The organism is Granulicella cerasi, from assembly GCF_025685575.1.
Classification (GTDB): Bacteria; Acidobacteriota; Terriglobia; order Terriglobales; family Acidobacteriaceae; genus Granulicella; species Granulicella cerasi.
In genome coordinates this window covers 500,391-514,837 of sequence record NZ_JAGSYD010000001.1, presented here as the reverse complement: position 1 = coordinate 514,837, position 14,447 = coordinate 500,391, and the positions used below count along the sequence as shown (strand labels likewise).

At 61.5% G+C, this 14,447-nt stretch carries 14 protein-coding genes; 2 read left to right on the top strand and 12 right to left on the bottom strand.

What is annotated here, in order from left to right:
* Positions 1-20: 20 nt before the first annotated feature.
* Positions 21-470, bottom strand: a complete 450-nt coding sequence (locus OHL11_RS02105) for a MarR family winged helix-turn-helix transcriptional regulator (protein WP_263369822.1) — start codon at positions 468-470, stop codon at positions 21-23.
* A gap of 352 nt (positions 471-822) precedes the next feature.
* Between OHL11_RS02105 and OHL11_RS02100 the strand changes: the two genes are divergently transcribed.
* Positions 823-1,638, top strand: coding sequence for a glucose 1-dehydrogenase (locus OHL11_RS02100; RefSeq protein WP_263369821.1), 816 nt, complete (start codon positions 823-825; stop codon positions 1,636-1,638).
* Here OHL11_RS02100 and OHL11_RS02095 read toward each other — a convergent pair.
* The 8 genes from OHL11_RS02095 to yajC form a co-directional block, all read right to left on the bottom strand.
* Positions 1,635-2,063, bottom strand: a complete 429-nt coding sequence (locus tag OHL11_RS02095; protein WP_263369820.1) for an ExbD/TolR family protein — start codon at positions 2,061-2,063, stop codon at positions 1,635-1,637. The genes OHL11_RS02100 and OHL11_RS02095 overlap by 4 nt on opposite strands.
* Positions 2,064-2,278: 215 nt before the next feature.
* Complete coding sequence (locus tag OHL11_RS02090) at positions 2,279-2,710, bottom strand: ExbD/TolR family protein (RefSeq protein WP_317890610.1); 432 nt, start codon at positions 2,708-2,710, stop codon at positions 2,279-2,281.
* Between the two features lie 71 nt (positions 2,711-2,781).
* Entirely contained in the window at positions 2,782-3,216 is a 435-nt protein-coding gene (locus OHL11_RS02085; protein ID WP_263369818.1) for an ExbD/TolR family protein, read from the bottom strand.
* A gap of 190 nt (positions 3,217-3,406) precedes the next feature.
* Complete coding sequence (locus tag OHL11_RS02080; protein WP_263369817.1) at positions 3,407-4,153, bottom strand: MotA/TolQ/ExbB proton channel family protein; 747 nt, start codon at positions 4,151-4,153, stop codon at positions 3,407-3,409.
* Between the two features lie 215 nt (positions 4,154-4,368).
* A complete protein-coding gene (locus OHL11_RS02075) occupies positions 4,369-5,121 on the bottom strand; it encodes an energy transducer TonB (protein WP_263369816.1) in 753 nt (250 codons plus the stop codon).
* Between the two features lie 210 nt (positions 5,122-5,331).
* Positions 5,332-6,291 (bottom strand): protein translocase subunit SecF, encoded by a 960-nt coding sequence (gene secF, locus OHL11_RS02070; RefSeq protein ID WP_263369815.1) that lies wholly within the window; start codon positions 6,289-6,291, stop codon positions 5,332-5,334.
* A gap of 123 nt (positions 6,292-6,414) precedes the next feature.
* On the bottom strand, positions 6,415-8,007 hold the full coding sequence (gene secD / locus OHL11_RS02065) for a protein translocase subunit SecD (RefSeq protein ID WP_263369814.1): 1,593 nt from the start codon (positions 8,005-8,007) through the stop codon (positions 6,415-6,417).
* A gap of 88 nt (positions 8,008-8,095) precedes the next feature.
* Positions 8,096-8,440, bottom strand: coding sequence for a preprotein translocase subunit YajC (yajC, locus tag OHL11_RS02060; protein WP_263369813.1), 345 nt, complete (start codon positions 8,438-8,440; stop codon positions 8,096-8,098).
* A gap of 345 nt (positions 8,441-8,785) precedes the next feature.
* Between yajC and OHL11_RS02055 the strand changes: the two genes are divergently transcribed.
* Positions 8,786-10,273 (top strand): FAD-dependent oxidoreductase, encoded by a 1,488-nt coding sequence (locus OHL11_RS02055; protein WP_263369812.1) that lies wholly within the window; start codon positions 8,786-8,788, stop codon positions 10,271-10,273.
* A gap of 146 nt (positions 10,274-10,419) precedes the next feature.
* On the opposite strand, the gene poxB is transcribed toward OHL11_RS02055, so the two are convergent.
* The 3 genes from poxB to OHL11_RS02040 all read right to left on the bottom strand — a co-directional run bounded on the left by poxB (position 10,420) and on the right by OHL11_RS02040 (position 14,440).
* Positions 10,420-12,156 carry a ubiquinone-dependent pyruvate dehydrogenase gene (gene poxB / locus OHL11_RS02050; RefSeq protein WP_263369811.1) on the bottom strand — a complete coding sequence of 579 codons (1,737 nt, stop codon included), beginning with the start codon at positions 12,154-12,156 and terminating at the stop codon, positions 10,420-10,422.
* Between the two features lie 108 nt (positions 12,157-12,264).
* Positions 12,265-13,518: a tRNA guanosine(34) transglycosylase Tgt gene (locus OHL11_RS02045; RefSeq protein ID WP_263369810.1), complete on the bottom strand. Its 1,254-nt coding sequence runs from the start codon at positions 13,516-13,518 to the stop codon at positions 12,265-12,267.
* 25 nt (positions 13,519-13,543) lie between these two features.
* A complete protein-coding gene (locus tag OHL11_RS02040; RefSeq protein ID WP_263369809.1) occupies positions 13,544-14,440 on the bottom strand; it encodes a hypothetical protein in 897 nt (298 codons plus the stop codon).
* Positions 14,441-14,447: the final 7 nt, after the last annotated feature.

Below are 14,447 nucleotides of genomic sequence, written 5' to 3'. Positions count from 1 at the left end.
CGCGTGGAGACGACGGCGCGCTACTTCTCGGCCAGCCGCTTGATCAGCGGCAGAGCCGCGGCAACACGCTTCTGCTCCGCAGGCGAGAGATGCTCCCGCACTGCGCGCGTCAACCAGTCCTGCCGCGCTGCGCGCCCTACATCAATCCAGCGCTTGCACAGCTTCGTGAGGGAGATCAGCGTCTTGCGACCGTCATGCGGATCAGCCGAGCCAACGACCATCCCCGCCTCCTCCAACGAAGCGAGAATCGCGCTCATCGACTGCGGCCTCATCTTCTCCGCACGCGCAAGCGCAGAGGCCGTTGCAGGGCCTTCCTTATCCAACCGCACGAGCACCGTAATTTGCGAGGAAGTGAGGTCGGAAGCGCCACTCTGCTCCTGCAGCCGCCGCTTCAGTCGCCCAATCGTCGCGCGCAAATCAGCTGCCAACGCCGATGCAAATTGAACGTCGTTTTCCTGATCGCCCGCCATAGCTTGATGCTACTCCTCCATCAGGAAATCTGTACAGTTTAGCTGTAGATATTGACGCGGGTGCGTCCGCGCAGCAAACATAAAAACTCGATAAAACCGGGCCGAAATGCGCGCAATTCCACGCCTGCGATACACTGAAAACACTCTCCGGTGTTGTTCATCACACCAAGGACGGCACCACTCCCATGAACAAGCGTTAGCCCGCAAACAGATTCGAGCGCACGAGGTACTCGCCTTTTCGGCTTGAGCTTCTCGTGCGATGTCATCGTTTACGGCAGCTTGTCACTCTGCATCGCAGCGCCCAGCTCCGTGCGGCGTGTGCAGGTTTGCCTTCACTCTGAGAGGACTTTTTATGCATCGACTCCAAGGCTCTGTCGCCTTGATCACCGGCGCCGCATCCGGCATCGGCGCGGCCATCGCACTCGCATTCGCTCACGAAGGCGCGCATGTCATCCTGTGCGATATCAACGATCGCGCAGGCGAACAGCAAGCAGCATCCATCGGCGAACAAGCGCTCTATCGACGGCTCGATGTTCGCGTGGAAGCTGACTGGACCCGCGTGACAGACGAGGTTTACGCGCGCTACGGCAAGCTCGACGTGCTGGTGAACAACGCCGGCATCACAGGTTTTGAAGCAGGCGCGACGGCGCATGATCCCGAGCACGCCTCGCTGGAGGACTGGCATCGCGTCTTCGCCACGAACGTCGACGGCACCTTCCTCGGCTGCAAGCATGCAATCCGCGTGATGAAGCTGCGCAGGCGTGGATCGATCATCAACATCTCGTCACGCTCTGGCCTTGTGGGCGTCTCCACCGCGGCCGCTTATGCGGCGAGCAAGGCGGCTGTGCGCAACCACACGAAGTCCGTGGCGCTCTACTGCGCAGAGCAGGGCTGGAACATCCGCTGCAACTCGATTCACCCGGCGGCCATCCTCACACCGATGTGGGAACCGATGCTCGGCAACGGCGAAGGCCGGGACGCGCGCATGAGGGCGATCGTGCGCGATGTTCCAATGCAGCGCTTTGGCACTACGGCGGAGGTCGCAGCGGTGGCCGTGATGCTGGCGTCCGACGAGGCCGCCTACATGACCGGCAGCGAGATCAACCTTGATGGAGGCCTGCTCGCCGGCTCTGCGGCCCCGCCGAGAATGCCTGGCGAGCCGAACTAGCGGTCGGCCGCCGATCGTGGGGTGATGAGTCCAATGCTGTTCACCGACGCGCCGTGGCCCAGGCTAATGGCCTCCGCGACCGGCCCGAACTCCAGGGCCTTATCGCCTTTCACGAACAGCACCTTCTCCTGGCGGGTCGCGTAGATCTTCGCCAGCTCTGCTGCGAGATCGCTCCTCGAGACGGAGCGCTCGTTGATGCGGTACGTCGGCGCGGCGGTTTCGCCCTGCACCTGCAGGACAATTGTGTTGTCCGGCGGTGGGGTGCTCGCCTGCGGCTTCGCAGGCGGCGGGACGAGTGTGTCGAGCCCCTTCGGGGTCGTCGGTTGGATCACCATGAAGATGATCAGCAAGACCAGCAGTACGTCGATCATCGGCGTGACGTTGATCTCAGAACGAGTGCTTCCACTTCCAGTAGCGAAGGACATCTTCCACCTCACAGGCGTTCAGGTGAGGGGAGCGAGACGGACAGGCCCGTAGGAAATCGCGAGCGGGCGCTGTATGCCTGCTTAGACACCACGGAGAAGGCCCCGGTTCCAGGCGTGCGAGAGGACCTCACGTGCAAACAGAAACGCCGGCTGCTCATGGGTTCTTACCCACAAACAACCGGCGTCCATCTTTCTGCGCGAGGCAGAAGCGCGGTTTAGTGTCCGGCTTCCGACTGCGGCGTCATCAGACCGATGTTGGTCACGTCAGCCTGCTTGCCGAAGCTGATCGCTTCTGCCACAGGTGCGAAGTCCAGATCCTTGTCGCCCTTGACGAACATGACCTTTTCCTGACGCGTTGCAAAGATCTTCGTCAGTTCCGACGTGAGGTCTTCGCGAGGCACGGTCTGCTCGTTGATCTTGTAGGTCGGTGCTCCAGAGCCGCTACCGAGAACCTGAACCACGATCGTGCGATCGTTGTCAGGCGGATGGTTCTGCGGGTTCTTCGGCGGCTGGGGAACCAGCGCTTCCAGGCCCTTCGGTGTGGTCGGCTGGATCACCATGAAGATGATCAGCAGTACCAGCAAAACGTCGATCATCGGCGTGACGTTGATGCTCGCCACCGCTCCGCCGGACGATCCAGCACTCATTCCCATGGGAATATCTCCTTATCGATTCCGGCGGGGCCGAAGCCCACACCGGCGAAACATTGCACTCAGCCTTACTGGGCCGAGTTGTCGGTCATCAGATCCAGCTGGCTAACGCCCGCGGCGCGCAGAGCGTCGATCGCGTCCATCACCTTGCCGTAGTTTGCGCGCATGTCTGCACGCATATAGATCGTCTTGTCAGCCGAAGCGTCGGTCTTCTTCGCCAGGATCGCGCTCACGCGGTCGCCCACCTGATCGAGGTTGACCTGATCGCCGCCCACAAAGGTCTTGCCATCGCGGGTGACAGCCACGTTGATGGCGTCTTCCTTGTTGGCGTTCTCCAGAACGATCGCTTCCGGAACCTTCGGCAGATCGACGGACACCTTGTTGTTCACCATGGGAGTGATGACCATGAAGATAATCAGCAGCACCAACATGATGTCCACCATCGGAGTCACGTTGATGTCTGAATTGACCTTCTTCCCTTCATCCCGCTTTGCCATTGCCATATGAGTTCACTCCCTGCCACGGGCGCGATGCGCTCCGTAGAGTTGCTCAGGATCTTTGCTCGAGTACTACGCAAATCTCGAGACTTCAGTACTGCAAACCTGCATTGCTCTTCTGCTTTGTCCGGTTTGCCCGGAGATCGGCTTCGCAACCAATCTCCGGGCACCCGGGGACTCTCGCAGAGAGGGCAGTTTAGCGGTGCGCCTGCTTGATGAAGTAGTCCACCAGCTCCGACGAGCTGTTGTCCATTTCAACGTCGAACGCTTCCAGCTTGTTGGTGAAGTAGTTGAAGCACATAACGGCCGGGATAGCTACGAGCAGACCGAAAGCGGTCGTTACGAGGGCTTCCGAGATACCACCAGCGATGGCAGCCAGCGAAGAGGTCTTCATCGCAGCGATCGTCTGGAAGGCGTTCAGAATGCCGACGACGGTTCCGAACAGGCCGATGAACGGTGCTACCGAGCCGATGGTTGCAAGCGAGCCGAGGCCCTTCTTCAGCTTCGCGTGAACGATGGCTTCCGAACGCTCAAGAGCGCGCTTGGCCGACTCGATCTGGTCGTCGGTGATCGCGCCGCCCGAACCGAACGAACGGAACTCGGTGAGGCCCGAGGTCACAACTTCAGCAAGGTGCGACTTCTTCGAACGGTCAGCAACCTTGATCGCTTCGTCCAGACGGCCTTCCTTCAGAGCGCCGGCAACCTTCGGAGCGAACTCACGCGACTGCTTGCGAGCTGCCGAGAAGTAGAGCGCGCGATCGATGATCACAGCCAGCGACCAGATCGACATGATGAAGAGGATGATAACGACAGCCTTCGCCAGGCCACCCATGTGGGCCCAGAGTTCGGTCGGGGAGAAGCCAACCTGGGCATCGCCCTCGAAGAACATGGCCATCGAATGGGCCGAGGTGGTGGCGAAGTTTGCGATGTGAGCGAGAATCACGGAAATCCCTCCTGGGGTGTCTTGCGGTAATCGTAATGGCTCAGAGCATTCGTTCTGAGGCTTGAGCTGCGATATTTTGCAGCGTGAACCTGGTTGAGGACGCGAGAACGGCTTAAGCCGCGCCCTGAGTCAAAAGTGAGAATTCTTTCGAGAGGCGAATCGTAGGACGGAGAAGGGGGCGGAACCGATTCACGCCACCCTTACCCGAGACCCGATCAACCACCGTTGAGGTTGAAGTTCACGACGACGGTCGTTTCGACCTCGGTCGGCTCGCCGTTCAAGATATACGGCTTGTAGCGCCAGCTGCGAACCGCGTCGAGCGCTGCACCCTGCAGCATCGCCGGACCCGAAACTACCTTGAGGTCTTCGATCGAACCAGTCTTCGAGATGATCGCGTGCAGCACGACCGAACCCGACTGGTGAGCTGCGCGAGCGATCGGCGGATACACCGGCTGCGTCTTGTTGACGAGCTGGCCTGCCATTACACCCGACGAGATACGTGCCGGACCGGTGGGCTTGGGCTTCGCTACGACGATCGCCGGGCCTGCGCCCGTACCGCCAGCGATACCACCCATGACGCCACCCGGGACGCCACCCGCCATACCGCTCATGCCAGCTACGCCAGCGGTCGAGCTCGACGGGGGAGGAGCAGCGTCCTCCTTAATCATCTTGATGTCCTTGGGGATCTTCGTCGGGGCGTGGAGGCCCTGATCGATCTCCGACATGTGCGGCATCACCTTCGGCGCCGCAGCAGCCGGGGGAGGCGGCGGAGGGGGAGGCGGCGGAGGAGGCGGCGGTGCCGTCAACGAGGCTGACAGCGAGCTCTTCGGCAGAGCTTCCGGATACAGCAGCGGAATCAGGATCATCGTCGCAAGGATCGCGCCGTTCAGCGAGAAGGTCGCGATCATCCAGTACTTGGACTTCGACTTGATCTTGCCGCTCGATTCCAACATTGAATCTTCAAACATGAGCAACCTCGGTTCCCCAAAGGGGAAAGCTACTGCGCTTAGACACCGTAATGAGAGTGATTGTTCCCGAGAAAACTAAGCTTGGCAAGTCCACGAAGGATATTCCTGCAAAGTTGTTGCAAATACAGTGCAAAACAGCTTATTTGTTACTCAAAAGTAAAGAGCCTGCCGAAGGATCGGCAGGCTCTTTTTCACAGGGTTTCCGCAGGCTTAGCGAACCACCGGCTTGGCGGCTTTGCCTGTCGGCAGGGTTGCGGCGGTGCCCTTGGTGCGGCTGCGCCACTCCTGGTAGGCCACCAGCATCGGCGCGGCTACCGCGATCGAAGAGTACGTGCCGATCAGGATGCCCACCACCAGCGCGAAGGAGAACGGGTGCAGCACCTCGCCGCCGAAGAGGAAGAGGCAAAGCACCGTGAGGAACGTCAGACCCGAGGTCAGAACGGTTCGGCTCAACGTCTGGTTGATGGCGCGGTTTACCGTTTCGGCGAGGGTCTCGCGGCGGTTCTCCAGCAGGTCTTCGCGGATGCGGTCGAAGACCACGATGGTGTCGTTCATCGAGTAACCGATGAGCGTCAGCAGCGCGGCGATGACCGTCAGAGAGATCTCCTTGTTCGTGAGCGAGAAGGCACCGATGGTGATCAGGGTGTCGTGGAAGACCGCGACCACGGCGGCGACGCCGTAGATCAGCTCAAAGCGGAACCACAGGTAGATCAACATGCCGAGCAGCGAGTACACGGTGGCAAGCAGCGCCTGCTGCTGCAGTTGCTGGCCCGCCTTGGGGCCTACGGTGTACGAGTCCTCGATTTTGAAGCTGCCGGTCGAAAAGTTCGTACCGAGCGCGTTGATGACGGCCTGGCGCGAAGCGTCGAGCGACGCTTCGTTCTGCTGCGGCAGCGTGATCAGCACTTCGTTGGGCACGTCGCCGTTCAGGCGCTGGATGGTCGCGTCCTTGATGCCGGACCTGTCCATCGAAGTGCGGATCGTGTCTTCATTCGGCTGCTGCGTGAAGGAGACCTTCACCTGCGAGCCGCCCTTGAAGTCGACGCCCTTCGGGATGCCATGCCAGAAGCACATGCTGAGCACACCGGCGACGGAGAAGATCAGCGAGAAGCCAAGAAAATACCACTTCTTGCCGAGCCAGTCGATATTGGTTGAACGAAAGAATTCCACGTGAGACCTCAGGTACGAGATGCGAGAGACGAGATGCGAGAGACCGCAGCCCGAACCCCACGAAACTTATTGAGGAACCGAGGTACGAAATTCGAGTCTCGAATCTCGCACCTCGTGTTTCCTTTAGATCGAAATCGTTGCTTCGCGGCCGCGCTTTTCGAGCAGGTAGTCGAAGATGACGCGCGAGACGAAAACAGCGGTGAACAGGTTGGCGATGAGACCGAAGACCAGCGTGACGGCAAAGCCCTTCACTGGGCCGGTACCGAACATGAAGAGAATGCCGGCCGAAACGATCGTCGTCACGTGCGTGTCGAAGATCGTCGTCCAGGCGTGGCCGAAGCCGTCTTCAATCGCCGAAGCGGCGCTCTTGCCGAGGCGCAGTTCTTCACGTACGCGCTCGAAGATCAGCACGTTCGAGTCGACGCCCATACCGATGGTTAGGATGACGCCGGCGATACCCGGCAGGGTGAGCGTCGCGCCGGTGAAGCCCATGAAGCCCAACAGGATCACAAGGTTCAGCAGAAGTGCGAGGTCGGCGTTGATGCCCGCGCCCTTGTAGTACAGAAGCATGAAGAGCATGACCACGACGAGTCCAGCGACCGCCGCCGTTACACCCTGGTGGATGCTGGTGACGCCGAGGCTGGGTCCGACCGTGTGCGACTCGAGGAACTTGATCGACGCGGGCAGTGAGCCCGTGCGGAGCATCAGGCTGAGGTCATCGGCCTGCTGCTGCGAGAAGCCGCCGGTGATCTGGCCCTGGTCGCGGATGGCCGACTGAATCGTCGCCACTTCGCGCACCTTGTTCTCCAGCACGATGGCCATCTGGCCGGTGCCCTTGTTCGCGTCGGTGTACTTGTAGAAGCGCTCGCCAGCTTCGGTCGTCAGCGTGAAGCCGATGTCCGGGCGACCGTTGGCGTCCTGCTGCGTCGTTGCGCCGCGGAAGTCCGTGCCTTCTACGATCGAAGCGCGCTTCAGCACCCAGGCCTGGTCGGGTCCGTTGCCGGTGGCCGAGCCCATGATGATCGATTCATCCGGAGGCAGCACGCCGCCCACAGCGGTGAGCGCCTGAGCCGCATCAGGATACGGCGAGCCGGTCACGACTTCGTGGATCTCCAACTTCGCGGTCGACTGGATGATGCCCTCGACGCGCGACAGATCGCTGACGCCCGGCAGTTCGACGAGGATTTCGTTCTCGCCCACGCCGTACTTCTCAATCACCGGCTCCGAAACGCCCAGCGAGTCGATACGCTGGCGGATCGTTTCGATGGAGGTCTCGAGCGTGCGGTCGGAGAGATCGCGCTGCGCGGCCTGCGTCATCTTCATCGTGAAGCCGTTCGTCGTGGACTCCACCGCGTAGGTGGAGGAGTAGGACGTTCCGGTGATGACGCTGCGCACATCCGACAACTTCGACGGATCGAGCACGTTCACGGTGAGGGTGTCGGGATGAGCGGTCGGATCGGCCTTCGACACCGTCGCGCCATCGGCCGAGAGGGCCGTGGTCAGCGCCGCGAGATCGCGGTCGGTGGCCGAGCTGATCGCCTCCGCCACCTGCACCTGCAGCACGAGATGCGTGCCGCCGCGAAGATCGAGGCCGAGGTGAATGCGGTCGGTGATCGACTGCTTCAGGCTGCCGTGCGGAATCCCAAAGATTCCGTAGAGGAAGACGATCAGAATGCCAATGATCGCCCAGGTCTTGATTGCAAGGTTCTTGCCCATCGTCGTTTGCTTGCTTCCTGCTGAAGAACTTGTTGGTGCTGGAGAACTTGTGTCTAAAGGGTTGAAATCCTGTGGAGAGCTTGAGGAACTAGCTCTTCGAAGCTTCGGACTCTTCGGTCGTCACTGCGGCGATAGAGCTCTTCACGAACTCGAGCTTGATGCCATCCGGCTGCGTCTTCACGACATACGCGTCGTCCTTGATCGCGATCACCGAACCGCGCAGACCGCCGGTCGAGGTGACCTTGTCGCCGACCTTGATGGCCGCCAGCATCGCAGCCCACTGCTTCTGCTTGCGCTGGTTCGGAACCACCATGAGGAAGTACATGGCGACGAACATGAGGATGAGGATGGGGAAACCACCCAACGCGCCAAGGAATCCACCGGCAGGAGCGGCCAGCAGAACGGCGAGTGCATGAGCTGATGCGAACAACACGGAGTCGGGACCTGATCGCCCTGCGAAACGCGGCAGCCATAGGCTGCAAACGAACGCGGACGTCCTCTTCGTAGAAATAGCGGCTGAATCTGGCTGCCGAAGGCACAGCCTGCGCGAACCTCGCGCCCAGAACCTCGCCCGAACGCAAGACACACGTCGGCCACGGCCTGAAAATCACACCTGAGCATTAAGCATCGCTGCCGAAGGCCCCGGTGTCAAGAAAATCGCGTCAGGACGCGCCTTTCGTCACACCTGCCGCCCCGAAATTTCACCCCCGATGACGGTCGTCACATCCCGGGAAGAATTCTGCATCTACACTGTTGCAGTCATTTGGAGGCATTTGCCATGTCCGCTGACGTACTGATCGCCGGAGCCGGGCCCGTGGGTCTCACGCTCGCCATTGAACTCGCCCGCTACGGGCTGAGCGTTCGCCTGATCGATAAGGAGGACGCGGCCGAGACGCAGAGCCGCGCGCTGGCCGTCTGGTCGCGCACGCTCGAGCATCTGGCGCGGCACCCGGGGCTGGACCAGAAGTTCACCACGCTCGGCATCCACGCCACAGAAGCGCGTTTCTTCCACGGCGCCGAGCCGCTGACGCAGGTAAAGCTCGACACCATCGATTCGCCCTATGCCTACGCGCTGCTGCTGCCGCAGAACGACACCGAACGCCTGCTCGCCGAGCGACTGCAGCAGCTGGGCGGCAAGATCGAGCGCGGCTCCACGCTCACCAGCTTCCGCGAGAACGGCAACTCCGTAACCTCCGTGCTGGCGCACGAGGACGGCACGACCGAAGAGCTGACCACGCGCTGGCTCGTCGGCTGCGACGGCGCGCACTCCGCCGTGCGACACGGCCTCGGCGTCAGCTTCGACGGTGACGAGTTGCATTCGAACTGGATGCTGGCCGACGTGAAGCTTGCAGGCGATGTTCCGCGCGAGGCGATCCACCTGCATCTGCATGAGGAGGGCATCCTCGCCATCTTCCCGATACCCGGCGATCGTTTCCGCGTCATCGGTGGATACTCCGGCGGAGCAGAAGCTGCGCCAACGCTTGAAGAAGTGCAGCGCCTGCTCGAGCAACGCGCCACGCCGGGCATCGTCGCCTCCGACCCTGAGTGGCTTTCCACATTCAAGATCAACGAGCGCAAGGTGCAAAACTTCCGCCGTGGCAGCGTCTTCCTTGCTGGCGACGCCGCGCATGTGCACTCGCCCGCTGGCGGGCAGGGCATGAACACCGGCATGCAGGACGCTGTGAATCTTGCGTGGAAACTTGCGTTGATATCCGGTGGAATACCGGAGAAGGCTACGGAAGAGGTGCTGCTGCAGAGCTACACCGCCGAGCGCGGCCCCGTGGCTCACGACGTGCTGCACGACGCCGGCCTGCTCACGCGCATGGCCTCGGTTGAGAACCCGCTGCTGGGTAAGGCGCGCAATGCGGCACTGCGTCTGGCCTTCGGCTTCGATGTCGCCCAGCAGAGCTTCGCCGAGAAGGCCTCGCAGCTGGCGATCTACTACCCGGACTCTCCGCTGAACGGGCGCGACGACAAGGTGAAGTCCGCCCCGCGCGTCGGCACGCGAGCGCCCTTCCACGCAGGCGACAAGCCTGTGAGCACCGGCAGCAAGCCGACCTTTACGCTCTTCGCCAAGGAAGATGTGAACAGCAGGATTCTCGTAAGCTGCTTCCCCGGTCTCGTCGATCCGGAGATCCGCCCGGCCTTCGATGAAGACGGCGTACACCTCGTGCGTCCGGATGGCTATGTCGCCTTCGCGGGTGTGGGTGCCTGCTGGCAGGATGCCGACAAATATCTGAGCCAGTTCATGGTCGGCGTGGGCTAAGCGCTTCCGCGTGCTTTGCGTCTGAAAGCTTGCATACTTCGCGTTGGAGTTTTCTGCTGCCGTGGCGAAAGCTCTAACGCGAAGCACAAAGTTCTGACGCGATGTGCGCGATGGAAAACCGTCGCGCACATCCTCGATGACCCCCGCTAGTCCCCGAAGATGCGATCGAGCAGGTTTGTCTTCGCGAGATCGAGCACCTCATCGCCGCGACCACTCAGCACGCACTTCGATAGATACAGGCCAAAGCCCATCGCCTGCTGCGCCGTGATTGTCGGCGGCATGGAGAGTTCGCGCCGGGCGGTCAGCACATCGATCAACGCCGGACCATCGTGCGCAAACGCTTTGTCCAGCGCGGGCCGCAACTGTTCCGGGGTTTCCACGCGCACGCCAAGCAGACCACACGCCGTAGCCACGTCCGCGAAGTTCGGGTTATGAAGCTCCGTGCCGAAGGGCATGATGCCCGCCGCCATCATCTCGGTTTCCACAAACGCCAGCGAGCTGTTGTTGAAGACCACGATCTTCACTGGCAGCTTGTTCTGCACTGCGGTGAGCAGCTCACCCATAAGCATCGCCAGACCGCCGTCGCCGGACATCGAAATCACCTGTCGACCGGCGAACGCCGCCTGCACGCCGAGAGCCTGCGGCAGCGCACACGCCATCGTGCCATGCACCCACGAGCCCACCATGCGTCGCTTGCCGTTGAACTTCAAATAGCGGGCCGCCCAGATGCTCGGCGAACCGACATCGACGGTGAAAACCGCATCATCGTTCGCCATGTCGTTCAACGTCTTCGCCACAAACTCCGGATGCAGCGGCGTCGAGCCTTCCTTGCCCACGGCCAGATCATCGAGTTCCTTGCGCGCGTCCTTGTAGTGCTCCACGCAGCTCTTCAGGTGCGAGCTGCTCTTCTTCTTTCCGAGCAGCGGTAGCAGCGCGCCAATCGTCTCCTTCACCGTGCCGATCAAGCCCACATCGACCGCCGTGCGACGGCCGATCTGCTCGCCGCGCACATCCACCTGAATCTTCTTTGCGCCTTCGGGATAGAACTGCGTGTACGGAAAGTCCGTGCCCAGTGCGAGCAGTGCATCGCAGCGCTTCATCGCGCGATAACCCGAGGAGAAGCCCAGCAGGCCCGTCATGCCAACGTCGTAAGGATTGTCATATTCGACGAACTCTTTGCCGCGGAGCGCATGAACGATCGGTGCCTGCAACTGCTCGGCGAGCGCAAGCAATTCCGCATGTGCGCCCTCGCATCCGGCACCGGCAAGAATCGTCACGCGCTTGGATTCACGCAGAATCTCCGCTGCCTGCTCGAGGCTTGAAACACTCGGCACGACACGCGCTTCGTTGCGCGTAAACGCCAGCGCCTGCGCGGCTGCGGTGGCTTCCTTCAACGCGATGTTGCCCGGCAGAATCACGACGGCCACACCTCGCTGTGCAATCGCCGTCTGCATCGCGATACCCAGCACGCGCGTAAGTTGCTCGGGCTCGTTCACCTCGCCGCAGTAGTGGCTGCACTCCTTGAAGATGTGCATCGGCGAGGTCTCTTGAAAATAGCCCGTGCCGATCTCGGTCGTGGGAATCTGCGCGGCCAGCGCAAGCACCGGAACGCGACTGCGATGCGCGTCATACAGCCCGTTGATGAAGTGGAGATTGCCCGGCCCGCAGCTTCCGGCACACACGGTCAACTCACCGGTGAGATGGGCCTCAGCTCCTGCAGCGAATGCGGCGGCCTCTTCATGCCGCACGTGCACCCACTGCACATCGTTGCGAGTGCGGATCGTCTCGGTCACCGCGTTCAACGAATCACCGGGCAAGCCATAGATGCGCTTCACGCCAGATGCCACAAGAGTCTCAACCAGTACCTCAGCCACCGTTGCCATGGAAATCTCCTTACTGGCTCAGATGCAGCAAAGGCCGCGCGGAGTATCGCGCGGCCTTGCAACGTGTCGCATTTTGCAAAGAACGGTGTGATCGGTAACAGCGATGACTTAGCGGCCCGCGCGCAGATCGCCTCTCACGCGCTCCATCGTCTCCAAATAGAAGTGCAGGTTGTGAATCGAGTTCAGCATCGCTCCCAGCGGCTCGCCGCTGTGGAACAAGTGCCGCAGATACGCACGCGTGTAGCGCCGGCAAACCATGCAGCTGCAACCTTCGTCGAGCGGCCGCTGATCGTCGGCATACATCTGCTTCTTCACGTTGTTCCGCAGCACAGCACTGGAGCGGTCCTGCGGGTCTTCGCGCACGAACACCAACCCATGACGCCCCGCGCGCGTCGGCAGCACGCAGTCCATCATGTCCACGCCCATGCGCGCGTACTCTTCAATCTCATCGGGATAACCGACGCCCATCACATAGCGCGGCTTGTTCTTCGGCAGAAACTCGAGCGTGTGCGCGATCATCTCGCGCGTCACTTCGCGCGGCTCGCCCACAGCAAGACCACCGATCGCATAGCCCGGAAAATCCATCTCCACCAGCGTCTCGGCAGACTCCTTGCGAAGATCCTTGTACATGCCGCCCTGCACGATGCCAAACAGCGCCTGATGCTTGCCCGCAAAGGGTGCGGGGTCCAATCCCCAGCGTTCGGCAGAGATGCTTTCTGGGCCCTGGGCCCTGAGCCCTGGAACCTCATCCGCCCACGGCACTTCATGGCGATGCGCGGTCCAGTAGTCATGCGAGCGCCTGGCCCACGCATGCGTCAGCCCCATCGACTGCTTCGTACGCTCCCATGTGGCTGGTGTTTCCACGCACTCGTCAAAGGCCATCATGATGTCCGCGCCGAGTGCGATCTGCACTTCCATCGAGTGCTCGGGCGAGAAGAAGTGCTTGGAGCCATCGAGGTGCGAGCGGAACTCTACGCCGTCGTCAGAAATCTTGCGCAGCGCTGCGAGCGAGAAGACCTGGAAGCCGCCGGAGTCCGTGAGCATCGGTCTCTGCCAGCTCATGAAGCGATGCACGCCACCCATGCGGCGGATCAGCTCATGCCCCGGGCGCAGATACAGGTGATACGTGTTGGCCAGGATGATCTCCGGGCCGGTGCCGCTCGCGCCATCGCGCGGCGCATACTGCGAGCTCTCGACGACAGGCCCGAGTGTTTCGAGCGTCGCCTGATCGACGGTCTTCACCGTGGCGGCTGTGCCTACGGGCATAAATACAGGCGTCTGCACAACGCCGTGCGGAAGCTCAAGCTCCGCACGGCGTCCGCCTGCATCGGTAGTTTCGGTTACGTTGAACGATAACGACATCCCCTCCATTCTAGAGGGTTTGCCCTTACTGCTGCGGTGTGATCGGCGCAGGAGCCGCAGCCGGAAGCGGCGGTGCTACAGGCGAAGGAGCGGCGGTAGGGGCTGCACCCACTGCGGCCACAGGGGCCTTCGAGTCTTCGCTGTTCATCGTCGTCTTGCCGCTCGGGCCAGCCGGGAAGCGATGCAGGCTCTTCAGCGTCATGGTGTGCGTGCCGCTCGGTGCGATGAAGAGCGAGGTTCCACTCTCCGGCAGCACCATCATGGAGCCGTTCATCGTTGCGAGATGCGCCTGCATCTCCGCCATCTTGCCCTGCATCTTCGCGTTGCCGACCATCGCCATCGTCATGCTCTTTTCAGAACCGCCGGGCATCACGATGAAGCTCGCATCCGAGTGACCACCTTCGCCAACGCGCTCAATGCGATGGATGAAGGTCAGCTCCTTCTTCTCCACGGTGATGATCGCCGACTCACGATAGCCGTCCGTGCGGTCCTTCTGGCAGACGTCGGTGGACTCGCCCGTCTTCAGGTTCTTCGTGTGCACCGAGCAGTGCCAGTCACCGCTGTTCAGCTTCTGGCGAAACTTCTCCACCTCCGCCATGTTGTACAGGCCGGGCTGGTCATACTCATAGGTGCGCACGGTGTTCAGCAACATGCTGTGGGCTTTCGGCGCCTGATGGCCGCTGACCATGCCCAGCATGTCCGGTCCCATGTTGATGTCGCTCACCTCGGTGGCGTTCTTCTCGAACACCTCGGTGCCTGCAAAGAGATCGTCCTTCGGGCGACCGCTCTGGCCCGGCTCTTCGCCGCCCTGCGCCATCGCTGCTGCGGGCATCATGTTGCGGCCCATCGTGTACGTGCCCTGTGCGGATGCAACCGTCGCACCCATCATCAACGCTGCCATCACTACCGCTGTCTTCTTCATCGTCATC

Coding starts and splice junctions, on each gene's coding strand:
- OHL11_RS02090 (WP_317890610.1), bottom strand. CDS start 2,710: ATGAGTGCTGGATCGTCCGGCGGAGCGGTGGCGAGCATCAACGTCACG.
- OHL11_RS02055 (WP_263369812.1), top strand. CDS start 8,786: ATGTCCGCTGACGTACTGATCGCCGGAGCCGGGCCCGTGGGTCTCACG.
- poxB (WP_263369811.1), bottom strand. CDS start 12,156: ATGGCAACGGTGGCTGAGGTACTGGTTGAGACTCTTGTGGCATCTGGC.
- OHL11_RS02105 (WP_263369822.1), bottom strand. CDS start 470: ATGGCGGGCGATCAGGAAAACGACGTTCAATTTGCATCGGCGTTGGCA.
- OHL11_RS02075 (WP_263369816.1), bottom strand. CDS start 5,121: ATGTTTGAAGATTCAATGTTGGAATCGAGCGGCAAGATCAAGTCGAAG.
- OHL11_RS02085 (WP_263369818.1), bottom strand. CDS start 3,216: ATGGCAATGGCAAAGCGGGATGAAGGGAAGAAGGTCAATTCAGACATC.
- OHL11_RS02045 (WP_263369810.1), bottom strand. CDS start 13,518: ATGTCGTTATCGTTCAACGTAACCGAAACTACCGATGCAGGCGGACGC.
- OHL11_RS02040 (WP_263369809.1), bottom strand. CDS start 14,440: ATGAAGAAGACAGCGGTAGTGATGGCAGCGTTGATGATGGGTGCGACG.
- OHL11_RS02100 (WP_263369821.1), top strand. CDS start 823: ATGCATCGACTCCAAGGCTCTGTCGCCTTGATCACCGGCGCCGCATCC.
- OHL11_RS02095 (WP_263369820.1), bottom strand. CDS start 2,063: ATGTCCTTCGCTACTGGAAGTGGAAGCACTCGTTCTGAGATCAACGTC.
- secD (WP_263369814.1), bottom strand. CDS start 8,007: ATGGGCAAGAACCTTGCAATCAAGACCTGGGCGATCATTGGCATTCTG.